This window comes from Mycobacterium sp. TKK-01-0059, from assembly GCF_000709305.1.
GTDB classification, from domain to species: Bacteria; Actinomycetota; Actinomycetes; order Mycobacteriales; family Mycobacteriaceae; genus Mycobacterium; species Mycobacterium intracellulare.
Genome location: NZ_KL446993.1, coordinates 726,595 through 749,444, shown reverse-complemented (window position 1 = coordinate 749,444; position 22,850 = coordinate 726,595). Strand labels below are relative to the sequence as shown.

The 22,850-nt window shown below is 69.5% G+C and carries 24 protein-coding genes; 16 read left to right on the top strand and 8 right to left on the bottom strand.

Annotation, left to right across the window (positions count from 1 at the left end; genetic code table 11):
- Positions 1–114: 114 nt before the first annotated feature.
- The 4 genes from K883_RS03800 (at position 115) to K883_RS03785 (ending at position 2,518) form a co-directional block, all read left to right on the top strand.
- Positions 115–498 (top strand): hypothetical protein, encoded by a 384-nt coding sequence (locus K883_RS03800; protein ID WP_008259934.1) that lies wholly within the window; start codon positions 115–117, stop codon positions 496–498.
- Positions 499–552: 54 nt separating this feature from the next.
- Positions 553–864 (top strand): protein UsfY, encoded by a 312-nt coding sequence (usfY, locus tag K883_RS03795; RefSeq protein WP_008259932.1) that lies wholly within the window; start codon positions 553–555, stop codon positions 862–864.
- A gap of 431 nt (positions 865–1,295) precedes the next feature.
- Positions 1,296–1,733 (top strand): ATP-binding protein, encoded by a 438-nt coding sequence (locus K883_RS03790; RefSeq protein WP_008259930.1) that lies wholly within the window; start codon positions 1,296–1,298, stop codon positions 1,731–1,733.
- Entirely contained in the window at positions 1,730–2,518 is a 789-nt protein-coding gene (locus tag K883_RS03785; RefSeq protein WP_008259929.1) for an RNA polymerase sigma factor SigF, read from the top strand. The genes K883_RS03790 and K883_RS03785 overlap by 4 nt, the downstream gene beginning before the upstream one ends.
- On the opposite strand, the gene K883_RS03780 is transcribed toward K883_RS03785, so the two are convergent.
- From K883_RS03780 to K883_RS03750, 7 genes are all read right to left on the bottom strand, one after another.
- Positions 2,489–2,923 (bottom strand): STAS domain-containing protein, encoded by a 435-nt coding sequence (locus K883_RS03780; protein ID WP_020823421.1) that lies wholly within the window; start codon positions 2,921–2,923, stop codon positions 2,489–2,491. The genes K883_RS03785 and K883_RS03780 overlap by 30 nt on opposite strands.
- Positions 2,924–3,116: 193 nt before the next feature.
- Positions 3,117–4,919: an acetyl/propionyl/methylcrotonyl-CoA carboxylase subunit alpha gene (locus K883_RS03775; protein ID WP_009953248.1), complete on the bottom strand. Its 1,803-nt coding sequence runs from the start codon at positions 4,917–4,919 to the stop codon at positions 3,117–3,119.
- Positions 4,920–5,047: 128 nt separating this feature from the next.
- Complete coding sequence (locus K883_RS03770) at positions 5,048–5,467, bottom strand: SufE family protein (RefSeq protein WP_008259926.1); 420 nt, start codon at positions 5,465–5,467, stop codon at positions 5,048–5,050.
- Positions 5,468–5,477: 10 nt separating this feature from the next.
- Entirely contained in the window at positions 5,478–6,377 is a 900-nt protein-coding gene (locus K883_RS03765; protein ID WP_008259924.1) for a sulfurtransferase, read from the bottom strand.
- A gap of 110 nt (positions 6,378–6,487) precedes the next feature.
- The gene (locus tag K883_RS03760) at positions 6,488–7,144 is read right to left on the bottom strand and encodes a Maf family protein (protein WP_020823420.1); all 657 of its coding nucleotides are present in this window, start codon (positions 7,142–7,144) and stop codon (positions 6,488–6,490) included.
- On the bottom strand, positions 7,141–7,431 hold the full coding sequence (locus tag K883_RS03755; RefSeq protein WP_020823419.1) for an acyl-CoA carboxylase subunit epsilon: 291 nt from the start codon (positions 7,429–7,431) through the stop codon (positions 7,141–7,143). The genes K883_RS03760 and K883_RS03755 overlap by 4 nt, the downstream gene beginning before the upstream one ends.
- A 5-nt stretch (positions 7,432–7,436) precedes the next feature.
- Positions 7,437–9,077 carry an acyl-CoA carboxylase subunit beta gene (locus tag K883_RS03750; RefSeq protein ID WP_008259921.1) on the bottom strand — a complete coding sequence of 547 codons (1,641 nt, stop codon included), beginning with the start codon at positions 9,075–9,077 and terminating at the stop codon, positions 7,437–7,439.
- Positions 9,078–9,162: 85 nt separating this feature from the next.
- Here K883_RS03750 and K883_RS03745 point away from each other — a divergent pair, with 85 nt between their 5' ends.
- The 6 genes from K883_RS03745 to K883_RS03720 are packed head-to-tail and all read left to right on the top strand — an operon-like array spanning position 9,163 to position 15,584.
- Complete coding sequence (locus tag K883_RS03745; protein WP_020823418.1) at positions 9,163–10,302, top strand: PucR family transcriptional regulator; 1,140 nt, start codon at positions 9,163–9,165, stop codon at positions 10,300–10,302.
- Positions 10,303–10,348: 46 nt separating this feature from the next.
- On the top strand, positions 10,349–10,939 hold the full coding sequence (locus tag K883_RS03740; RefSeq protein WP_020823417.1) for a lipase chaperone: 591 nt from the start codon (positions 10,349–10,351) through the stop codon (positions 10,937–10,939).
- 1 nt (position 10,940) lies between these two features.
- On the top strand, positions 10,941–12,590 hold the full coding sequence (locus K883_RS03735) for a steroid-22-oyl-CoA synthetase (protein ID WP_020823416.1): 1,650 nt from the start codon (positions 10,941–10,943) through the stop codon (positions 12,588–12,590).
- Positions 12,591–12,613: 23 nt separating this feature from the next.
- Positions 12,614–14,182, top strand: coding sequence for an FAD-binding protein (locus tag K883_RS03730; RefSeq protein ID WP_020823415.1), 1,569 nt, complete (start codon positions 12,614–12,616; stop codon positions 14,180–14,182).
- 17 nt (positions 14,183–14,199) lie between these two features.
- Positions 14,200–15,033 carry a biotin--[acetyl-CoA-carboxylase] ligase gene (locus tag K883_RS03725; protein ID WP_020823414.1) on the top strand — a complete coding sequence of 278 codons (834 nt, stop codon included), beginning with the start codon at positions 14,200–14,202 and terminating at the stop codon, positions 15,031–15,033.
- A gap of 32 nt (positions 15,034–15,065) precedes the next feature.
- Positions 15,066–15,584 carry a PH domain-containing protein gene (locus tag K883_RS03720; protein ID WP_008259908.1) on the top strand — a complete coding sequence of 173 codons (519 nt, stop codon included), beginning with the start codon at positions 15,066–15,068 and terminating at the stop codon, positions 15,582–15,584.
- Here the strand turns inward: K883_RS03720 and K883_RS03715 are convergent.
- Positions 15,539–16,198 carry a GtrA family protein gene (locus tag K883_RS03715; protein ID WP_008259906.1) on the bottom strand — a complete coding sequence of 220 codons (660 nt, stop codon included), beginning with the start codon at positions 16,196–16,198 and terminating at the stop codon, positions 15,539–15,541. The two genes, K883_RS03720 and K883_RS03715, sit on opposite strands and share 46 nt — an antisense overlap.
- Before the next feature lie 108 nt (positions 16,199–16,306).
- Here K883_RS03715 and K883_RS03710 point away from each other — a divergent pair, with 108 nt between their 5' ends.
- The 6 genes from K883_RS03710 to K883_RS03685 all read left to right on the top strand — a co-directional run bounded on the left by K883_RS03710 (position 16,307) and on the right by K883_RS03685 (position 22,826).
- Positions 16,307–17,602: a 5-(carboxyamino)imidazole ribonucleotide synthase gene (locus tag K883_RS03710; protein ID WP_369798903.1), complete on the top strand. Its 1,296-nt coding sequence runs from the start codon at positions 16,307–16,309 to the stop codon at positions 17,600–17,602.
- Between the two features lie 27 nt (positions 17,603–17,629).
- On the top strand, positions 17,630–18,145 hold the full coding sequence (gene purE, locus K883_RS03705) for a 5-(carboxyamino)imidazole ribonucleotide mutase (RefSeq protein ID WP_036455259.1): 516 nt from the start codon (positions 17,630–17,632) through the stop codon (positions 18,143–18,145).
- An 83-nt stretch (positions 18,146–18,228) separates the two neighbouring features.
- Positions 18,229–19,398 (top strand): acyl-CoA dehydrogenase, encoded by a 1,170-nt coding sequence (locus K883_RS03700; protein ID WP_008259901.1) that lies wholly within the window; start codon positions 18,229–18,231, stop codon positions 19,396–19,398.
- 247 nt (positions 19,399–19,645) lie between these two features.
- The gene (locus tag K883_RS03695) at positions 19,646–20,791 is read left to right on the top strand and encodes a PP2C family protein-serine/threonine phosphatase (RefSeq protein WP_008259898.1); all 1,146 of its coding nucleotides are present in this window, start codon (positions 19,646–19,648) and stop codon (positions 20,789–20,791) included.
- Entirely contained in the window at positions 20,788–22,389 is a 1,602-nt protein-coding gene (locus K883_RS03690) for a sensor histidine kinase (RefSeq protein WP_008259883.1), read from the top strand. Before K883_RS03695 ends, K883_RS03690 begins: the two co-directional genes overlap by 4 nt.
- Positions 22,386–22,826 (top strand): response regulator, encoded by a 441-nt coding sequence (locus tag K883_RS03685; RefSeq protein WP_008259874.1) that lies wholly within the window; start codon positions 22,386–22,388, stop codon positions 22,824–22,826. The genes K883_RS03690 and K883_RS03685 overlap by 4 nt, the downstream gene beginning before the upstream one ends.
- The last annotated feature ends 24 nt before the right edge of the window (positions 22,827–22,850 follow it).

Here is a 22,850-nt window from a genome sequence, read left to right as displayed (position 1 = left end):
TGTCCGGGGGTATTTCTTAGACCCGCCGCCGGGGGGCGTCGCCGCGAGGGTTGTAACCAAAACGACGCGGCTAGCGATGAACGTAGGCGGGCCGAATCCGGGGAGGTGAGGACGATGCAGAAAGCAGGCCAGCGACCAGGCGGTGACCGCCTGGGACAGGAAGACCGCGAGGTGCTCGCCGCCGTCCGGTTCGCCGCCGCGGCGACGGCCGGCGCCGTCGGCTTCCTGCTGATCGCCGCGGTGTGGGTGAGCACGTGTCCGGCCGGGGGCGTCGACACGGTGGCCTGCGGCCCGCCGCAGCGCACCCTGCTGGCGATCGGCGGTCCGATGATCGCGCTGGCCGGCGGGATCTGGGCGTTCGTGCGCACCTACCGCGTGTGGAAGGCCCGCGGAACCTGGTGGGGGTGGCAGGGCGCCGGGTGGTTCCTGCTGACCGTCATGGCGCTGATGGTCGCCATGGGCGTCGCCCCGATCGCCGGTCCGGTGCTGGCTCTTTAGGTTTGCCTCCCCGGGATCTAACGTTGATGGTGCGCTGAGGAGCAGGGAGCAGCCATGGGAGACACCTATCACGACCCCGTCGACCATCTCAGGACCACGCGGCCGCTCGCCGGCGAGTCGCTGATCGACGTCCTGCACTGGCCGGGGTACCTGTTGGTGGTCGCGGGGGTGATCGGCACCTGCGGGAGCCTGGCGGCCTTCGCGACCGGACACCACCATGAGGGCATGACCGCGGGCGTCACCGCCGTCGTCGCCGCGGTGCTGGGTCTGATCTGGCTGGGCTTGGAGCACCGGCGGATACGCAGGCTCGCGGATCGCTGGTACTCCGAACATCCCGAGGTGCTGCGGCAAAGGCCCGCCAGCTAGGGGGCCGTCCGCGCATGCGGCGCCCCGCTTTTCCCGGGTGACCTGCCACGACGTCGCCCGCGGTCAGATCCTGCCGGAAACCCGAATCCGAGATTACGGGCGCCGTCGAGTGGGTATCAGGTGTGCACCATGATGAGTGCCGAAACGGTTGCGTTTGCTTGGACAAAAATGGCGTCACCCCATCATGGGGGACAGAAACACGAACACACCGACATAAATGCCCACTGCGACCACCAGCAAGACGATCAGCGTGACCCCGGCGATTACTGCGACGCGCCTAAGCCGGCGCGTCCGGTCTGTATCGGTCGCGTCAGGCCCGTCCATGGCGGGCCGGATACCCGGCGGCGATCATGACTGACCGGCTCGAACGCACGGTCCACGGCGGGCTGCGGAGCAGTAGTAGTGTCAGTCAAACCATGCCGGGAGACCATATGAACGATGCTGGATCGCACGCTAACAAGCGTCCGCGCGGCCATCGCGCCGTCGAACTTCACGTCGCAGCTCGGCTGGAGAACCTCGCGATGCTGCGCACCCTGGTCGGCGCGATCGGCACCTTCGAGGACCTGGATTTCGATGCGGTGGCGGACCTGCGACTCGCCGTCGATGAGGTGTGCACCAGGTTGATTCGCTCGGCCACTCCCGACGCGACGCTGAGCGTCGTGGTCGATCCGCAGGACGACCAATTGGTGGTGGAGGCCTCCGCGGCATGCGACACCCACGATGTGGTGTCGCCCGGCAGCTTCAGTTGGCATGTGCTGACGTCGTTGGCCGACGACGTGCAGACTTTTCACGATGGTCGCGAACCCAATGAAACCGGCAGTGTTTTCGGCATCACACTGACGGCGCGACGGGCGGCCTCCAGCAGGTGACACCGCGAGCTGCCGGCGGTTCGGTCTCGCGTCCGAACGAGTACGCCGATGTTCCGGACATGTTCCGTGAGCTGGCCTCCGTCGCGGCCGACTCCATGGAACTTCAGCGCCAACGGGACAAGATCGTCGAGCGCTGCCTTCCGCTGGCCGACCACATCGCGCGCCGCTTCGAGGGCCGCGGCGAGCCACGCGACGACCTCGTCCAGGTGGCGCGCGTCGGGTTGGTCAACGCGGTGGTGCGTTTCGACGTCGACGCCGGCTCCGACTTCGTTTCGTTCGCGGTGCCCACGATCATGGGCGAGGTCCGCCGCCACTTCCGCGACAACAGCTGGTCGGTCAAGGTGCCACGGCGCCTCAAGGAACTGCACTTGCGGCTCGGCACCGCCACCGCCGATCTGTCCCAACGGCTCGGCCGTGCGCCCACCGCGACCGAACTCGCCGCCGAGCTCGAGATGGACCGCGAAGAGGTCGTCGAGGGCCTGGTCGCCGGCAGCTCCTACAACACCTTGTCGATCGACAGTGGGGGCGGGGGCGAGGAAGAGGAAGCTCGCGCGATCGCCGACACCCTCGGCGACGTGGACACCGGCCTGGACCGCATCGAAGACCAGGAATCGTTGCGCCCGTTGCTCGAGGCGCTGCCCGAGCGGGAACGAACGGTGTTGGTGCTGCGGTTCTTCGAGTCGATGACGCAGACGCAGATCGCCGAGCGGGTCGGCATCTCACAGATGCACGTCTCGCGCCTACTGGCGAAATCGCTAACGCGGCTGCGGGACCAATTGCAATAGCGGCCGGGGGTTTTCGCCCTCATCGACCCGCAGCGGCTCGAGCAGCGGCTCGGCCTTCGGCGTGGTCACCGGGAGCGTGCCGTCCGGATCGCAGACGCGCAGCAACCTCGACACCGCCGGGCTCGGCGCCATGGCCCACGACACCTGCGCGGCCGAGCACACCACGTTGATCCGGTGCAGGGCCGAAAAGCCCGCGGTGCCAATGAACTTCAGGCCGCGCAGGTCGAGGATCACCCGCCGGGAGCGGTTGACGCTCTGTTGGACGTACGCGGCGAGCTGATCCGCATTGGCCGCGTCGAGCTCACCCTCGACCGTGATCAGGGTGCCCGTCGGGCCCCACCGGGCGGTGAACTGCGCCGTGCGGCTTTGTTGCCACGATTGCGCCACAGACATTGCTGACTCCATCCGTGCGGAGGATTCCTGCTGTGGAATACGTCAGCCGACTGCAAAAAGTTCGCAGAAGCAGGGAGTTTCGCCTGTCCCCACGCCAACAACGTACCCCGGGCGGCGGCTGTGAACTCAACCTTGCCCGCCACCCTACTCGTGGTGGCCAGGGGCGACAACGCTCCCGGTGATCCCGGTGAAGTCCGTCGGGCCGCTACTTGATCTCGGCCAGCACCGTGCCCTGCGTGATGGCCGCGCCGGGCTCGACCGCGAGCCCGGTGATGACGCCGTCCTTGTGCGCGGTGACCGGGTTCTCCATCTTCATCGCCTCGAGGACCACCACCAGGTCGCCGGCGGCAACCTCCTGGCCCTCCTCGACGGCGACCTTGACCACGGTGCCCTGCATGGGCGCGGTGACCGCGTCGCCGGAGGCGGCCGCACCGGCGTGCGCCCCCCGCTTGCGGGCCTTGGGCTTCTTGCGGATGACACCCGCCTCGCCGCCGCCGGAGCCCCCGCCCGACAGCGCCAGGTCACCGGGCAGCGACACCTCGAGCCGGCGGCCGCCGACCTCCACGACGACCTTCTGGCGGGGCCGGGCGTCGGCTTCGTCGTCCAGGGGCTCGCCGGCGGTGAACGGTTCGATGGTGTTGTCCCACTCGGTCTCGATCCAGCGCGTGTGGACCGAGAAGCTCTCGCCGTCACCGATGAACGCCGGGTCACTCACGACGGCGCGGTGGAACGGGATGACCGTGGCGAGCCCCTCGACGTGGAATTCGTCCAGGGCGCGACGGGAGCGGGCGAGGGCCTCCTCGCGGGTGGCGCCGTACACGATCAGCTTGGACAGCATGGAGTCGAATTGTCCGCCGATGACCGAACCGGCCTCGACGCCCGAATCCAGCCGGACGCCGGGCCCGGTCGGGATGTCGTAGCGGGTGACCGGGCCGGGAGCCGGCAGGAAGCCTCGCCCGGCGTCCTCGCCGTTGATCCGGAACTCGATGGCGTGCCCGCGCGGGGTGGGGTCCTCGGTGAGGTCCAGCTTCTCGCCGTTGGCGATCTTGAACTGCTGCAGCACCAGGTCGATGCCGGCGGTCTCCTCGGTGACCGGGTGCTCGACCTGCAGGCGCGTGTTGACCTCCAGGAAGGAGATCAGGCCGTCCTGGCCGACCAGGTATTCGACGGTCCCGGCGCCGTAGTAGTGGGCCTCCTTGCAGATCCGCTTGGCCGATTCGTGGATCTCCTTGCGCTGGGCGTCGGTCAGGAACGGCGCGGGCGCCTCCTCCACCAGCTTCTGGAACCGGCGCTGCAGCGAGCAGTCGCGGGTGCCGGCGACGATGACGTTGCCGTGCTGGTCGGCGATCACCTGCGCCTCCACGTGGCGCGGCTTGTCCAGGTAGCGCTCGACGAAGCACTCGCCGCGGCCGAACGCCGCGACGGCCTCACGCACGGCCGACTCGTAGAGGTGCGGGATCTCCTCGATGGTGCGGGCCACCTTCATGCCGCGGCCGCCGCCGCCGAAGGCGGCCTTGATCGCGATCGGCACGCCGTACTCCTTGGCGAATGCCACCACCTCGTCGGCGTCCTTGACCGGGTCGGGGGTGCCGGGCACCAACGGCGCCTGGGCGCGGGCGGCGATGTGGCGGGCGGTGACCTTGTCACCGAGGTCGCGGATGGACTGCGGGCTGGGGCCGATCCAGATCAGGCCCGCGTCGAGCACAGCCTGAGCGAAATCGGCGTTCTCCGAGAGGAACCCGTAGCCGGGGTGCACGGCGTTGGCGCCGGACTTGGCCGCCGCGTCGAGGAGCTTGCCGAAGTCCAGGTAGGACTCCGCGGACGTCTGTCCGCCCAACGCGAACGCCTCGTCGGCCAGCCGCACGTGCGGCGCGTCGGCGTCGGGTTCGGCGTACACCGCCACGCTGGACAGGCCCGCGTCGCGGGCCGCGCGGATCACCCGGACAGCGATCTCGCCGCGGTTGGCGACGAGGACTTTGGAGATCCTCGAGCTGGCGTGACTGGCCACAGCGCCTCCTGTATGGCATCGGTCGCAGACGTATTTCTGCGGGGCTTCTCTAAGAGAATTTCTTACAACGAGTTCTCGGGAAGTCTAAGCGCCGCGCCGTTGGGCCCGACGAGGCGGTCCACCTTTTTTCAGGTCGACTCGCGCAGCCTGCGCTTGATGCGGGCGAGCATCGCCGACAGGCCGCGCAACCGCAGCGGGCTGATCAGCGCGGCCAACCCGAGGTCGTCGTAGAAATCCTCGGGCACGGCCAGGATTTCGGCGGCGGGCTGCTCGTCCAGCCCGGTGGCCAGGATCGACGCGAAGCCCCGCGTGGTGGGCGATTCGGCGGGCGCGCTGAAGTGCAACCGCACCCGGTTCGGGTCGCTGGCGTCGACGTGCAGAAACAGCGGCGTCTGGCACTCGGGCACCGGCTCCATGGCCTGCTCTTCGAGCTCGGGCGGCAGGTCCGGCAGCTCGTCGGCGAATTCCAGCAGCAGCTTCAGCTTGTCCTGGCCCTCGACCTCGGCGAAGTCGGAGACCACCTCGGCCAGCGGCGCGGGCATGCTCATGGCGCACCCATCAGACGGAAACGGTCGGGGCCTGTCCCGGTTCTGGGCCCGCGACGATCGGGGTGCGCACGGTGTTGCCCCACTCGGTCCACGACCCGTCGTAGTTGCGCACGCCGGGCTTGCCCAGCAGGTGCGTCAGGACGAACCACGTGTGGCTGGACCGTTCGCCGATGCGGCAGTACACGACGGTCTTGTCGTCGGGCTCGAGGAAGCCGTAGAGCTCCTCGAGTTCCTCGCGGCTGCGGAAGCGGCCGCTTTCGTCGACCGCCTTGGCCCACGGGATCGACCGGGCGGTGGGGATGTGGCCGCCGCGCAGCACGCCCTCCTCGGGGTATTCGGGCATGTGTGTGCGTTTGCCGGTGTACTCGTCCGGCGAGCGCACGTCGATCAGCGGCTGGCTGCCGAGGATCCCCAGCACGTCGTCCTTGAAGGCGCGGATGGGCTCGTCGTTGCGCGTGACGACGGGGTAGCCGGTGGACGTCTTGGTGGGGACGTCCAGCGTGGTCTCCCGGCGTTCGGCCAGCCACAGGTCGCGGCCGCCGTTGAGCAGGCGCACGTCCGGGTGACCGAACAAGGTGAACACCCACAGCGCGTAGGCGGCCCACCAGTTGCTCTTGTCGCCGTAGATCACCACGGTGTCGTCGCGGGCGATGCCCTTGCGGTCCATCAACTCCGCGAACTGCGCACCGTCGATGTAGTCGCGGACCCGGGGGTCGTTGAGGTCGGTGTGCCAGTCGACTTTCACCGCACCGGGGATGTGGCCCACGTCGTAGAGCAGCACGTCCTCGTCGGACTCGACGATCACCAGGCCGGGGGTGCCCAGGTGGGCCGACAGCCAGTCGGCGGTGACCAGTCGCTCGGGGTGGGCGTAGTTCGACAGTGTCGGGCTTGGATCGGGGGGTAATGCCACGCTGCCGAGCCTACTCATCCCGGGATTTCGTCACCAACGTCGACTAGTTGCCGCGGGCCGCCGCGACACATCAACGAGGGCGACGACACGCCGTCGCGGATCGCCGTGGTTTATGTCTCGCCGGCGCCGGTGGTCGAGTCGCCGGCCCACAGCGCGGCCACCGACAGCCCGGCCCGCCCCAGCAGGCGCCGCAGCAGCGGCAGGCTCACGCCGATCACGTTCGACGGGTCGCCGTCGATGCCGTCGACGAACCAGCCGCCCAGGCCGTCGAGGGTGAAGCCGCCCGCCACGTGCCACGGTTCGCCGCCGGCCACGTAGGCGCGCAGATCGGCGTCCGTCGGTTCGGCGAAATGAACTGTGGTGCAAGCTGATTCGACCTCGCAATGGGTGATCGCGCCGTCGGACATCCGCAGCAGGCAGTGCCCGGTGTGCAGCCCGCCGGACCGCCCGCCCATGCGGCGCCACTGGCTCGCCGCGGCGTCGGCCGATCCGGGCTTGCCGCACAGCCGGCCGTCGAGGGAAAGCATCGAATCACAGCCAAGGACAACGCAATCGGCCGCGACGCCGCCGTCCAGCCCGCCGGCGACCCGTTCGGCCTTGGCCCGGGCCAGGGCGCACACCACGTCGGGCGGCTCCGCGCCGGGTCCCAGCGCGGCCGCGACCGCGTCCTCGTCGACGCCGGACACCACGACCAGCGGGTCGACGCCCGCCTGACGCAACACCTTGAGCCGGCCGGCCGAGGCCGACGCCAGCACCAGGCGGGTCAACGCCTCATGTGCGTCATTTGCTGCATGGTCAGCCGCTGGTAGTTCGACATCGCGAACCGCAGCCGGTCGACCGGGAGGCCCCAGCGGGTCTCCTCGGGCTGTTCGGGCTCGGGCGCACCGCCGACGCAGCCCAGCACCGCGACCAGCGCGGCCACCTCCTCGACGGTGGGTTCGCCCTTGAGGATCTGGATGTGCGGCTCGTGCGCCTCGGGCGCGGCTTCGGTTGCCGCAGAACCGTTTTCGTCACTCACAGCGGCCGAATTGTTCGTCTCGTTCCCGTCGCTCACTCGACTCACAGCGGTATGTTCCCGTGCTTCTTGGGGGGCAGGTGGGCGATCTTGCGTTCCAGCAGGCGCAGCGCCGTGCCGATGTAGCCGCGGGTGTGCGACGGCGGGATCACCGCGTCGACGTATCCGCGCTCGGCGGCGACGTACGGGTTGACCAGGGTGTCCTCGTACTCCTGCTGCAGCTGCAGGCGCAGCGCGTCGACGTCCTTGCCCTCCTTGGCCGCCTCGGAAAGCTGCTTGCGGTAGACGAATCCGACGGCCCCGGAGGCCCCCATCACGGCGATCTGCGCCGACGGCCAGGCGATGTTGACGTCGCAGCCCATGTCCTTGGAGCCCATGACGCAGTAGGCGCCGCCGTAGGCCTTGCGGGTGATGACGGTGATCTTGGGGACGGTGGCCTCGCCGTAGGCGTACAGCAGCTTGGCGCCGCGCCGGATGATGCCGTTGTACTCCTGGCCGGTGCCCGGCAAAAAGCCCGGCACGTCGACCAGCATGATGATCGGGATGTTGAAGCAGTCGCAGGTCCGCACGAAGCGGGCCGCCTTCTCCGAGGCGTTGATGTCCAGGCAGCCGGCGAACTGCGTCGGCTGGTTGGCCACGATCCCGACCGGGCGGCCGTCGATGCGGCCGAACCCGACGACGATGTTCTGCGCGTAACCCCCCTGGACTTCCAGGAATTCGTCGTCGTCGAGGATGCGGGTGATCACCTCGTGCATGTCGTAGGGCTGGTTGGGCGAGTCCGGGATCAGCGTGTCCAGCTCGAGGTCCTCCTCGGTGAGGTTGTCCTCGATGGCGCCGGGCGGGTGCGGCTCGGCGTAGCGGGGCGGGTCGGTCGCGTTGTTGGGCGGCAGGTAGCTCAGGAGGTCGCGGACCCAGTCGAAGGCGTCCTGCTCACCGGAGGCGACGTAGTGCAGCGTGCCCGACTTGGCCATGTGGGTGTGGGCGCCGCCCAGCTCCTCCATGGTGACGTCCTCGCCGGTGACGGTCTTGATGACGTCGGGCCCGGTGATGAACATCTGGCTGGTCTGGTCGACCATGACCACGAAGTCGGTCAGCGCGGGGGAGTAGACGTGCCCACCGGCGGCGGCCCCCATGATCAGCGAGATCTGCGGGATGACCCCGGAGGCCAGGATGTTGTTGCGGAAGATGCGGCTGTAGAGGCCGAGCGAGACCACGCCCTCCTGGATGCGCGCCCCCGCGCCGTCGTTGATGCCGATCAGCGGGCGCCCGGTCTTGATCGCCAGCTCCTGGACCTTGACGATCTTCTCGCCGTACACCTCGCCGAGGCTGCCGCCGAACACGGTGGCGTCCTGGCTGAAGATGCACACGTCCCGGCCGTCGATGGTGCCGTAGCCGGTGATCACGCCGTCGCCCAGCGGGCGGTTGTTCTCCAGGCCGAAGTTCTTGCTGCGGTGGCGGGCCAGCGCGTCGAGCTCGACGAACGAGTCCTCGTCGAGCAGGGCGAGGATGCGCTCGCGGGCGGTCAGCTTGCCCTTGGCGTGCACCTTCTCGACGGCCTCTTCACCCACCGGGTGCAGCGACTCCTCGCGGCGCTTGTGCAGTTCGGCCAGCTTGCCGGCGGTGGTGTGGATGTCGATGGTGTGTTCGGCGGCGGGTTCCGCGGTGTGGTCGGTAACGCTCGTCATGGGAGTCGAGCTTAGCGTGGCTGGTAGCCCGTCCCTTTCATGGGCTTTAAAGGGGTTTGAAGGGCTTTGACGGTAACCTCCGCTGATGAACGCCGATCCGGTGCGCATGTCGCAACTGGGTTCCGATTCCGCCTCCGTGCTGCGGATCATCTCCCACTTCGACCGGCTCCACGAGTCGGCGGCCGACGCCGACACCGTGGTGCGCTGCGCGGCGTTGCTGGCCGAGTGCCCGGTCGGCGCGCGGTGGGCGTCGGGCACCGTGATTCGTTACGACGCGACGGGCGGCCTGGAACCGGGCGGGGATGTGCTGCCGCCGGCACCGGCGGACGAGCCGAGCGTGTGGCTGGAGCGCGACGGTCCCGGGCACGCCCTCGATCCGGTGCTGCTCGATCGGTTGGCCCACACCCTGCGCGCGGTGCCGGCGCGCGCCGGGGCGTCGGGCGAGTTGCACATCGGGGACCCGGCGCTGCTCGAAGTCGTGCTGTCCGGCAAGGAGCGCCGGGAGGACCGGGTGCGGGCGGTCCGCCTGCTCGGGCTGGACGAGAAGCGCAACATCTGCGTGCTGGCGGTGTCCGCGCACTCGCCGCCCGAGGCGCTGCGGATCATCGCCCGCCAGCTTCCGGGCTCGTCGGTGCGCTCGACCGCCATCGGGAACGCGACGGCCGTGCTGTGCCAGGGGCCCATCGACACCCGGGCGCTCTCCGACGGACTGGAGGGCGCGATCACCACCGCGTTCCCGGGTCGGCGGACCGAGGGGGCGAACCGGGGTCCCTGGGTCGGCATCGGCGCCAGCGTCGAAGCGCTGGCCGCGGCCACCTCGTGGCAGCAGGCGCTGGGCGCGCTGCGCTTCGCGTCGTCGACCGGTTACGGCAGGCGCGCCGTGGCCTACGAGCGGCTCAGCGCGCTGGAGCTGTTGGCCGACATCTCCCTGGAACGGGTGCGCCGGCAACGAGATGTGTCGCGGATCAACGAAATTGCCGCGACGCCGACGGGTGCGCTCGACGTCGACACCGTGGAGGCCTTCCTCGTATTCGGGTCGCTGCGGCGCACGGCCGCCGAACTGCATCTGCATCACAGCACCGTCGCGGCGCGACTCGCGCATGTCGGGTCGCAGATGGGGTGGGACCTCAACGATCCGATGGACCGGTTCATCGCCACGCTGGTGCTCATGATCCGGCGGGTCGCGCTGTCCTCGACCGAACTCGGCGAACCGGAACAGGGCTGACCGACGATCGTCGGGCGGATCGGCGAATACGGGCGACGGCTGGCGGATGACCGCGGCCCGGCGGATTCGTGATGATGACCGCATGGCGATCATCGACCCCACCCGGACCTGGGAACCGCTGGAGAGGCGGTTGGCGCAAACCTCCAACGAGCGGCACCGGGCGGTGCTGAGCGTGGTGATCGAGCATATGAAGGCCGAGGCCGCACCGGATTTGGAGCGGTTGATGGCGACGCTGAGCCCCGATCCCGCCTACCACTTTTGGCACGGGGCCCAGGATGTGGGCGCGAAAACCACCGACGGGGTGCGCAGCTACTACGTCGACTTCCTGGCGACCCGCACCAACATTCTCGAGTTCGAGGCGCAGCGGCTCGTCGTCGACGACGACTGCCTGGTGACCGAGGGTCTGCTCAAGCAGCTCTACCCGGCGGCGGAGCTGACGCGCATCCTCGGGATGCCGGTCGACGACCCCGACGGGGATTACCTGGTGGTGTTCCGGCAGCTGCTGCTGTGGCCAATCGACAAGAGCGGCAAGATCATTGGTGAGGACTCCTACAACACCGGTGTGGTCAGCGTGACCAAGCTGTCCCGCGACGAGCTGCCGCAGGAGTACCTGGACCTCGTGCACGCGTCGGCCTGAGATGGCCGCCGACATCGCGACGATGCTCCTCGATCGCCTCGGTGACGAACACGTCGGGCTGCGCACCCGCGACCGCGACTGGACGTGGGACGAGGTGGTCCGCGAATCCGCCGCGCGCGCCGCGCTGGCCCGATCGATGCGCCGTGACGGCCCGTTTCACATCGGGGTGCTGCTGGACAACGTGCCCGACTTCGTCTTCTGGCTCGGCGGCGCGGCGCTGGCGGGGGCGACCGTGGTAGGCATCAACCCGACCCGCGGCGCCGCCGAGCTGGCCGAAGAGATCCGGCACACCGATTGCCAGATGATCGTCACCGACGCCGCGGGCGTGGGGCGACTGCGCGGGCTCGGCCTGGAACTGGCGGCGGACCGTTTTCTGCAGGTCGACGACCCCGGCTACCGCGCACGCGTGGACGCCCACCGCGCTCAACCCGCCGTCGCGCCCGGGGTCGGCCCGGAGTCGTTGTTCCTGCTGCTGTTCACCTCGGGGACGACGGGCGCGTCGAAGGCGGTCAAATGCAGCCAGGGGCGGCTGGCCTGGATCGCGCACACGGCCACCGAGAAGTTCGGGCATGTCCGCGACGACGTCGACTACTGCTGCATGCCGCTGTTCCACGGCAACGCGATCATGGCGCTGTGGGCGCCGGCGCTGGCCAACGGCGCCACGGTGTGCCTGACGCCGGTGTTCTCGGCGTCCCGGTTCATGCCCGACGTGCGCTACTTCGGCGCGACGTTCTTCACCTACGTGGGCAAGGCGCTCGCCTATCTGATGGCCACACCCGAGCGGCCCGACGACGCCGACAACCCGCTGGTCCGCGGCTTCGGCACCGAGGCGTCACCGGACGACCAGGCGCAGTTCCGGCGCCGCTTCGGCGCGGAGCTGCTGGAGGGCTACGGCTCGAGCGAGGGTGGCGGCGCCGTCGCGCACGCCCCGGACGCACCGCCGGGGGCGCTGGGCCGGCCGGCCCACCCCGGTGTCGCGGTGGTCGATCCGGAGACGCTGACTGACTGCCCGCCCGCGCTCCTCGACGAGCACGGCCGGGTGCTCAACCCCGACGAGGCCGTGGGCGAAATCGTCGACAAGGCCGGCACCCGGACGTTCGAGGGCTACTACAAAAACGACGACGCCGACGCCGAGCGGATCCGCAACGGCTGGTATTGGACCGGCGACCTCGGGTACCGGGACGAGGCGGGGTTCCTGTACTTCGCCGGCCGCCGCGGCGACTGGATCCGGGTCGACGGCGAGAACACGTCCGCCCTGACCATCGAGCGTGTGCTGCGCCGGCACCCGGACGTGGTGGCGGCCGGGGTCTACGCGGTGCCCGATCCGCGCTCGGGCGATCAGGTGATGGCGGCCCTCGAGGTGGCCGATCCCGAGAGTTTCGACGCCGCCGGGTTCGCCGCCTACCTGTCCGCCCAGCAAGATTTGGGCAGCAAGGGCGCTCCCCGGTTCCTGCGGCTGTCGTCGAGCCTGCCCGTCACCGGCTCCAACAAGGTGCTCAAGCGCGTGCTGCAACGACAGCGCTGGCATACCGACGAACCGGTGTATCGGTGGGCCGGGCGGGGAGCGCCCGCGTACCACCGGATGAGCGCCGACGAAAAGCGCTCGCTTGACGCGGAATTCGCGTCGCACGGCCGGCAGCGCTACCTGTGAGCGCGGCGAGGTAGTCTCCGCTGATGGACGCCCGCCTCTTGGGACCCGCGGACTGGACGGCCGAATGCGACGTACTGGTCGCGGGATCGGGCGGCGGCGGCGTGACCGGCGCGTACACCGCGGCGCGCGAAGGCCTCAACGTGCTCCTGGTCGAGGCCACCGCGAAATTCGGTGGCACCACGGCGTATTCCGGCGGGGGCGGCGTGTGGTTCCCGTGCAATCCGGTGCTGCTGCGCGCCGGCACCGACGACACCATCGAGGACGCGCTCACCTACTACCGCGCCGTGGTCGGCGATCGCACCCCGCGCGAGCTGCAGGAAACCTACGTCCGCGGCGGCGCGCCGCTGATCGAGTACCTGGAGGCCGACCCGAACCTGAAGTTCGTGCCGCTGCCGTGGCCCGACTACTACGGCAAGGCGCCCAAGGCGCGCCTCGACGGCCAGCGCCACATCGCGGCCAAGCCTCTGGCGGTGGCCGCCGCCCCCGAATTCCGCGACGCGATCCGCGGCCCGCTGGACACCGACCGGCTCGGCGCCGAACCGCCGTCGGACTACTACGTCGGGGGCCGCGCGCTGATCGCCCGATTCCTCAAGGCCATCGGCGAGTACCCGAGCGCGTCGCTGCAGCGCGACACCGCACTGGTCGACCTCGTGGTAGACGAGGGCCGCGTGACGGGAGCGATCGTCGAGACCGCCGGGCAGCGCCGCGCCGTCCGCGCCCGCCGGGGAGTGCTGCTGGCCGCCGGCGGCTTCGAGGGCAACGACGAACTCCGGCGGAAGTACGGGGTGCCGGGCAGCGCGCGAGACACCATGGGGGGCCCGGGAAGTCGCGGTCTGGCGCTGCAGGCCGGCATCGCCGCGGGCGCGGACACCGACCTGCTGGACCAGGCCTGGTGGTCGCCGGGCATGACCCACCCCGACGGCCGGTCCGCCTTCGCGCTGTGGTTCACCGGCGGCATCTTCGTCAACCAGGACGGCGACCGGTTCGTCAACGAGTCCCGGGCCTACGACCGGGCCGGCCGCGAGATCATCGCGCAACTGCAGGACGGCTCAATCACGTTGCCGTACTGGATGATCTACGACGACTCCGAGGGCGAGGTGCCGCCGGTCAAGGCGGCCAACGTCTCCATCGTCGAGACCGAGAAGTACGTCGCCGCCGGCCTGTGGCACTCCGCGGACACCCTTGAGGAGCTGGCCGCCAAGATCGGGGTGCCGGGCGAGCGGCTGGCGGCAACGGTGAAGCGGTTCAACGGTTTTGCCGCCTCCGGCGTCGACGAGGACTTCGGCCGCGGCGACGAGGCGTTCGATCGTGCGTTCTCGGCGGGCGCCTCGCCGCTGGTGCCCATCGACTCGCCGCCCTATCACGCCGCGGCGTTCGGCATCTCGGACCTGGGCACCAAAGGCGGCCTGCGCACCGACGCCGCGGCGCGGGTGCTCGACACGTCCGGCCACCCGATTCCGGGCCTGTACGCGGCGGGCAACACGATGGCCGCGCCCAGCGGCACCGCGTATCCCGGTGGGGGCAACCCGATCGGAACCAGCATGCTGTTCAGCCACCTGGCCGTCCTGGACATGCGCGACCGTCGGTCCTGAGTTCTAGGCTGGGTCCGGTGACAGACCGAGATCAACTTCGAGCACCACTGGACGCCGCCGCGCTGCGCGCCGAGTTGATCGGCACCGGGCTGGGCTGGCGTCAGCTCGACGTCGTCGAGCAGACCGGATCCACCAACGCCGACCTGCTGGCGCGGGCGGCCCGGGGTTCAATGGGCGCCGACGTCGCCGGCGCCGTGCTGATCGCCGAGCACCAGACCGCCGGCCGCGGGCGGCACGGCCGCGGCTGGTCGGCCACCCCGCGCGCCCAGATCACCATGTCGGTCGGCGTCAGCGTCGTCGACGTCCCCAGCACCGGGTGGGGCTGGCTGCCGCTGGCCACCGGGGTGGCGGTCGTCGACACCGTCGCGCCGCTGCTGGAGGGGTCCGGGACCCGGGTGGGGCTCAAATGGCCCAACGACGTGCTGGCCGGGCCGGCCGATTCGCCGGGCAAGCTGGCCGGGATTCTCGCCGAGGTGGCAAAGCCGGTGGTGGTTATCGGCTTGGGGCTCAACGTGACTCAGTCCGCCGAGGAGATCGACGGCCCCGGCGCGACGTCGCTGCTCGATCTCGGCGTGGCCGAACCCGACCGCACGCGGTTGGTGTCGGACCTGCTGCGGGAGCTGGGGCGGCGCATCGTGGCCTGGCGCGCCGCGCGCGGCGCCGACTGGGCGCTGGCCGCCGACTACCGCGCGCGCAGCCTGACCCTCGGCAACCGGGTGCGCGCGCACCTGCCCGGCGGCAAGCAGATCGACGGCACCGCGACCGCCATCGACGATCAGGGCCGGTTGTGCCTGGACAGTGGCGGGCAGACCGCCGTCGTCGCGGCCGGCGATGTGGTGCATTTGCGCTAGTTCGTCGCGCCGCGAGGCTAAGGTCGGCGGGCATGGGCTATCCGGACAATGTGCTGGCCGCCGGCGAGCACGTCATCGTGCATCGGCACCCGCACTGGAAGCGGTTGATCTGGCCGGTGCTGGTTCTCATCGTGGTGACCGGGCTGGCGGCGTTCGGCTCGGGATACCTCAACTCGACGCACTGGGAGCAGCTCGCCAAGAACATCATCCACGGCGTCATCTGGGGGATCTGGCTGGTGATCGTCGGGTGGCTGACGTTGTGGCCCTTCGGAAGCTGGCTGACGACCCATTTCGTGGTGACGAACCGGCGGGTGATGTTCCGGCACGGGGTGTTGACGCGCACCGGGATCGACATCCCGCTGGCCCGGATCAACAGCGTGGAATTCCGCGACCGGATCACCGAGCGAATGTTTCGCACCGGGACGCTGATCATCGAATCGGCGTCACAAGATCCGTTGGAGTTCTACGACATTCCGCGGCTGCGCGAGGTGCACGCGCTGCTGTATCACGAAGTCTTCGACACCCTCGGTTCCGAGGAATCGCCGAGCTGACCCAGGCGGCCGGCCCGATTGCGCCAGGCGCGCAGCAGGGTGACGTTTCCGCCCTCGATCTCGTCTTCGAAGATCTCGGCAATACCGCCGGCGGTGAGGGCGGATTCCAGGGCCTTGTCGGGGGTGCGGGCAAACTGGTCAGGAAATACCCAACGGCGGAACGCCCAGAAGCGGAACGCCATCTGCAGCAGGTTTCCGATGATGTAGGCCGAGATGAAGTCGGCGAGGTTTTCCACCGCCAGCGACACCGTCGGCACGCGCAGTTGCAGCACGTAGCTGGAGAACCACAGCGGCGCCATGGACAGCAGCACCCCCACGCCGCTGAACGCGAAGAACAGCAGGGCCTCGTGGTGGCGCTCGCGGCCGCCGCGGTTGCGGAAGCTCCATTCCCGGTTCAGCACGTAGGACGCGATGACCGCCACGATCCCGGCGATCACCTTCGCGGTGACCGGTTTGGGTTCAAGAATTGTCAGCTTGAGCGTGTAGAAAATCGCCGAGTCGATGACGAACGTGGTGCCGCCGACAATGGCGAATTTGATCAGTTCGTGGTGGCGTAGCAAATAGGGCTGCAAAACCCTTGGCAGACGCGCGATCGTGGCTTCGGCGAAGGACACAACACGTCAGTGTACGGACGGACACAAATTCGACGCAAAATCGTACATAACAATTCAGTGTCAGCGCCGGTCACACGCCTTGGCGGCGGTGTGCGCGGCCGTGACACGATGATGGCCGTGCCGAGTACACGCCCCCCGGGCGCAGCCCCCCTCGAAACGCGCCCCCCGGCCGCCCGAGCCGTCCCCGGGGTCATCCCCGTCGTCGCGATGGTCGGAGGCGGTCAGCTCGCCCGGATGACCCACCAGGCGGCGATCGCCCTGGGGCAGACGCTGCGGGTGCTGGCCACCGACGCCGGCGAATCGGCCGCGCTGGTCGCCCCCGACGTGGTGATCGGTTCGCACACCGATCTCGAGGACCTGCGCCGGGTGGCCGAGGGTGCCGACGTGCTGACGTTCGACCACGAGCACGTGCCGACCGAACTGCTGGACAAGCTCGTCGCCGAGGGCATCAACGTGGCGCCACCGCCGCAGGCGCTGGTGCACGCGCAGGACAAGCTCGTGATGCGGCGGCGGTTGGAGGCCCTCGGCGTGCCGGTGCCCCGCTACGCCGAGATCCGCAGCGTCGACGAACTCGACGAGTTCGCGCGGGGGATCGCCGGGCCCGTGGTGGTGAAGGCGATCCGCGGCGGTTACGACGGGCGTGGGGTGCGGATGGCCCGCGACCCGGTGCACGCCCGCGAGATCGCGGCCGCCTTCCTGGCCGACGGCGTGCCGGTGATGGCCGAGGAGCAGGTGAACCTGCGCCGCGAGCTCTCCGCGCTGGTGGCCCGGTCGCCGTTCGGGCAGGGGGCGGCGTGGCCGGTCGTCGAGACCGTGCAGCGCGACGGGATCTGCGTGCAGGTGATCGCCCCCGCGCCGGACCTGCCCGGCGACGTCTCCGCCGAGGCGCAGCGGCTGGCGTTGCGGCTCGCCGGCGAGCTCGGGGTGGTCGGGGTGCTCGCGGTCGAGCTGTTCGAGACCGGTGACGGGTCGCTGCTCGTCAACGAGCTCGCGATGCGGCCGCACAACTCGGGGCACTGGACCATGGACGGTTCGCGCACCAGCCAGTTCGAGCAGCATCTGCGCGCGGTGCTCGACTACCCGCTCGGCGACACCGACGCGCTGGCGCCGGTGACCGTGATGGCCAACGTGCTGGGCGCCGCGGCACCCCCGCAGATGAGCGTCGACGAGCGGCTGCACCACCTGTTCGCGCGGATGCCCGACGCGCGGGTGCACCTGTACGGCAAGCAGGAGCGCCCCGGCCGCAAGGTCGGCCACATCAACTTCGTCGGCCTGGACCCGGCCCGCGAAAGCGTGGCGAAGCTGCGGGAACGCGCCGACCTGGCGGCACACTGGTTGTCACACGGGCAGTGGACGGACGGATGGGATCCACACGCCGGCGACGATGCAGAGCGCAGTCGATGAGGAGGAGCGGCGCAAATGACCATGACCATGAGTGAGCAGCAGGCTCGCGTCGGCGTGATCATGGGCAGCGACAGCGACTGGTCGGTGATGCAGGACGCCGCGGCGGCGCTGGCCGAGTTCGACGTGCCGGCCGAGGTCCGGGTCGTCTCGGCGCACCGCACCCCGCAGGTGATGTTCGACTACGCCCGCGACGCGGCCGGGCGCGGCATCGAGGTGATCATCGCCGGCGCCGGCGGGGCGGCGCACCTGCCCGGCATGGTCGCGTCCGCGACGCCGCTGCCGGTGATCGGCGTGCCGGTGCCGCTCGCGCGGCTCGACGGCCTGGACTCGTTGCTGTCGATCGTGCAGATGCCCGCCGGTGTCCCGGTGGCCACGGTCTCCATCGGCGGCGCCCGCAACGCCGGCCTGCTCGCCGTGCGCATCCTCGGATCGTCGGACCCGGCGCTGCGTGCCCGGATCGTCGACTTCCAGCAGCAGCTGGCCGAGACCGTGCGGGCCAAGGATGAGGCGCTGCAGCAGCGCCGGGGTAAAGTTACCGACTAGTAGCTTGGCGACGAGGCGCGCCGCGCCCGCGCAGGAGTCGGGCGGTTCGGCAGGGCGCCACAGGAGAGCGTAGGAGGCTCGAGATGGCTGGATGGGCCGGAAATCCCACCTTTGATCTGTTCCAGTTGCCCGAGGAACACACCGAATTGCGGGCGGCGATCCGCGCGCTGGCGGAAAAGGAAATCGCCCCGCACGCCGCCGACGTCGACGAGAACTCGCGCTTCCCGCAGGAGGCGCTGGAGGCCCTGAACGCGTCGGGCTTCAACGCCGTGCACGTGCCCGAGGAGTACGGCGGGCAGGGCGCCGACTCGGTGGCCGCGTGCATCGTCATCGAAGAGGTCGCCCGCGTCGACGCCTCGGCGTCGCTGATTCCCGCGGTCAACAAGCTCGGCACGATGGGGCTGATCCTGCGCGGCTCCGACGAGCTGAAAAAGCAGGTGCTGCCCTCGATCGCGGACGGCTCGGCGATGGCGTCCTACGCGCTGTCCGAGCGCGAGGCCGGCAGCGACGCCGGATCGATGCGGACCCGGGCCAAGGCCGACGGGGACGACTGGATCCTCAACGGCGCCAAATGCTGGATCACCAACGGCGGCAAGTCGAGCTGGTACACGGTGATGGCGGTGACCGATCCGGACAAGGGCGCCAATGGGATTTCGTCGTTCATGGTGCACTCCGACGACGAGGGATTCAGCGTCGGGCCCAAGGAAAAGAAGCTGGGTATCAAGGGTTCGCCGACCACCGAGCTGTACTTCGAGAACTGCCGCATCCCGGGCGACCGGATCATCGGCGAGCGGGGCACCGGTTTCAAGACGGCGCTCGCGACGCTGGACCACACCCGGCCCACCATCGGCGCGCAGGCGGTCGGCATCGCCCAGGGCGCGCTGGACGCGGCCATCGCCTACACCAAGGACCGCAAGCAGTTCGGCCGCCCGGTCAGCGACAACCAGGGCGTGCAGTTCATGCTCGCCGACATGGCGATGAAGGTGGAGTCCGCCCGGCTGATGGTGTACCACGCTGCCGCCCGCGCCGAGCGCGGCGAATCGCACCTGGGCTTCATCTCGGCGGCGTCGAAGTGCCTGGCGTCCGACGTCGCGATGGAGGTCACCACGGACGCGGTGCAGCTGTTCGGCGGCGCCGGCTACACCGTCGATTTCCCCGTCGAGCGGATGATGCGTGACGCCAAGATCACCCAGATCTACGAGGGCACCAATCAGATTCAGCGCGTGGTGATGTCGCGGGCGCTGCTGCGCTGATTCGTTCCGCGGGTCCATTGGGAAAACCCGGCCCGCACCGCATAGGATCTCCACGGCGCGTGAAGTCCAAGCCGACGGTCGGTAAACAGGCACCGGCTATCCCGTCCGACCACCGCCAACGAGCAAGGGTCTTATCGCGGCCAGGGGGTCTGCAAGTGCAGAACGTGACTTCCCACACCCGTCCACAGATGGCCGGGAATTGATTCCGGCACGTGCTCCGGTCACGCCGACGGCGAGTTGGCAATCCTTGTCGTTGCTCTTGGTCGAGGACGACCGCGCCGACGCGGTGCTCGTGGAAGACCTGATCGCCGACGCGGCCGCCGACATCCGGGTGGTGTGGGCCAAGTCGATGGCGGACGCCGAACGCGAGCTGGAATCCGCCCGCCCCGATTGCGTGCTGCTGGATCTGCACCTGCCCGACGCCAGCGGGATCGACGCGTTGGACCGCGTGGCCAAGCTGGACGCCACCGTCCCGATCGTCGTGCTGACCGGGCTCAACGACGAGTATTTCGGGGCGTCGGCCGTCGCCGCCGGCGCCCAGGACTACCTGGTCAAGGGCCGCGTCGAGCCGGAGATGCTGCGCCGCGCGCTGCTGTACGCGATCGAGCGCAAGCGCGCCGAGCTGATCGCCGCCGACCTGCACGCGACCCAGCTGCGGGCCCGGGAGAACGCGCTGCTGGAACGCGGACTGCTGCCCTCCCCGCTGCTGCTGGACGACCCGGGCGTCGACATCGTCGCCCGCTACCGCCCCAGCCGTGAAGGCGCTTTGCTCTGCGGCGACTTCTACGACGTCGTCCAGACGCCCGACCGGATCGTGCACGTCCTGATCGGCGACGTCGCCGGGCACGGCCCGCACGAGGCGGCCCTGGGCGCGGCGCTGCGGATCGCGTTTCGCACGCTCACCTTCGCCGGCGTGCACGGCGTCGACCTGATGCGCCAGCTCGAGCGGGTGCTGTATTCGGAACGCACCGGCACCGGCATCTTCGCGACCGTGCTCAGCCTCGAGATCTGCCCGGAGCGCCCGGAGGTCAGCGTCATCCGCGCCGGGCATCCGGGGATGTTGCTGCAGGGCGGCGGCGCGGTGCAGTGGGTGGAGCCGCCGGGCGGCCCGGCGCTGGGCCTGCGCGCCGACGGCTGGCCGCGCCACGAGCTGGAGCTGCCCGCCGGCCACGGCCTGCTGTTGCTGACCGACGGTCTCTACGAAGGCTATTCGGGGCAGGGGACCGAGCGGCTCGGCGAGGACGGCCTGCTCGAGCTGGCCCGCTCGCACGCCAACCGACCCGGCCCGGCATTCGTCGACGCCCTCATCGACGGCGCCCAGGAACTCGCCGAGCCGCGCGGCGGCCTCACCGACGACATCGCCGTGCTCCGCATCGAGAGGACCACCACGTGATCCCACCGGCTCCGCTTCGGCTCGCGCAGCTCACCGTGCGGGGGTGGCTGGCCCTCGTCCTGTGGATCATGGGTGCGACGGTGCTCCTCGGCGCGGTCGTCGGCGGGGTGCTGCTGGACCGCACCGACCAGGTGTCGCGCCAGGTGGGCGAGGACATCCAGCCGGCGCGCGTCGCCGCGACCCATTTGCAGGCGGCCCTGCGGGACCAGGAAACGGGCGTGCGCGGTTACCTGATCACCGCCGACCGGCAGTTCCTCGCGCCGTATTACGACGGGCAACGCGCCGAACGGGCGGCCGCCGACGAGATTCGGCGGCTGGTGGGCGGGCGCGCGGAGCTGATCGCCGACCTGGAGGCGGTCGAAACCGCCGCCGCGGACTGGCGCACCAGCTACGCCGAACCCGTCATCGCGGCCGTGACCCCCAAGGTTCCCAGCGTCGTCAGCACCTCGATGGCCGACCTCGGCAAGGCCAAATTCGACCGTCTGCGAGTGCTTTTCGACACGCAGAACACGCACCTGGCCGACGCGGCGGCCAGCGCCGTCGACGAGCTCAACGACATCAACGGCTGGCGCGACTGGGTGCTGGGCGCGATGGTGCTGATCGTTTTGGCCGCGGCCCTGCTGTTGGGGTTGCTGAGTCGCGCGGCGATCACCCGGCCGATCGCGAACCTGGCCGCGGCCTGCCGCCGGATCACCCAGGGCAATTTCGACGAAGTGATCTCGGCGCCCAAGCGGCCCAAGGACATTCGCAACATGGCCATCGACGTCGAGAACATGCGCAAGCGCATGGTCGAAGAGCTCGACGTGTCCCGTTCGGCCCAAACCCTGCTCGATGAGCAGACCGCCGAATTGCGCCGGTCCAACACCGAACTCGAGCAGTTCGCCTATGTCGCCTCGCACGATCTGCAGGAGCCGCTGCGCAAGGTGGCCTCCTTCTGTCAGCTGCTCGAGAAACGGTACGCCGACAAGCTCGATGAACGCGGCATCGAATACATCGGATTCGCGGTCGACGGCGCCAAACGCATGCAGGCGCTGATCAACGACCTGCTCACCTTCTCCCGGGTCGGCCGGCTGGGCACCACGGAGACCGAGGTGCAGCTCGACGCGACGCTTGACGCCGGCCTGGCCAACCTGGCCGTCGCGATCGAGGAGACCGAAGCCCAGATCGTGCGCCCGACGGAGCCGCTCCCGGAGATCGTGGGGGATCCGACGCTGCTGACGATGCTGTGGCAGAACCTGATCGGCAACGCGATCAAGTTCCGGCACAAGGATCGCCCGCCCCGCGTCGTCATCGAATGCGCACCCGGCGAGGGCACCCACGACGGCGAATGGTTGTTCAGCGTGTCGGACAACGGCATCGGCATCCCGGAGGAATTCTCCGACAAGGTCTTCGTCATCTTCCAGCGGCTGCACGGCCGGGAGGTGTACGCGGGAACCGGCGTGGGTCTCGCGTTGGTCAAGAAGATCGTCGAGCACCACGGCGGCACCGTGCGGATCGACACGTCCTACACGGAGGGGACGCGATTCGAATTCACGTTGCCCATGCCCGGGCCCGTCGAGGAAGAGGACTCAGTCGCTTTGGAAGGAGCGCATCAGTGACACCCGAAGGAAGAGCGATCGACATCCTGCTGGTCGAAGACGACCCGGGGGACGAGCTGATCACGCGAGAAGCGTTCGAGCACAACAAACTCAAGAACAGGCTGCACGTCGCGCACGACGGGGAGGAGGGACTCAACTACCTGTACCGGCGCGGCGAGTTCGCCGACGCGCCGCGGCCCGACCTGATCCTGCTGGATTTGAACCTGCCCAAATACGACGGCCGCCAGCTTTTGGAGAAGATCAAGTCCGACCCCGACCTGGCCCAGATCCCGGTCGTCGTGCTGACCACCTCCTCGGCCGAGGAGGACATCCTCAAGAGCTACAAGCTGCACGCCAACGCCTACGTCACCAAACCCGTTGACCTGGACCAGTTCATGAAGGCGGTCCGGCAGATCGACGAGTTCTTCGTTCAGGTGGTGCGGCTGCCGACGGCCTGAACGAGACTGTGGCGCAACCGAATC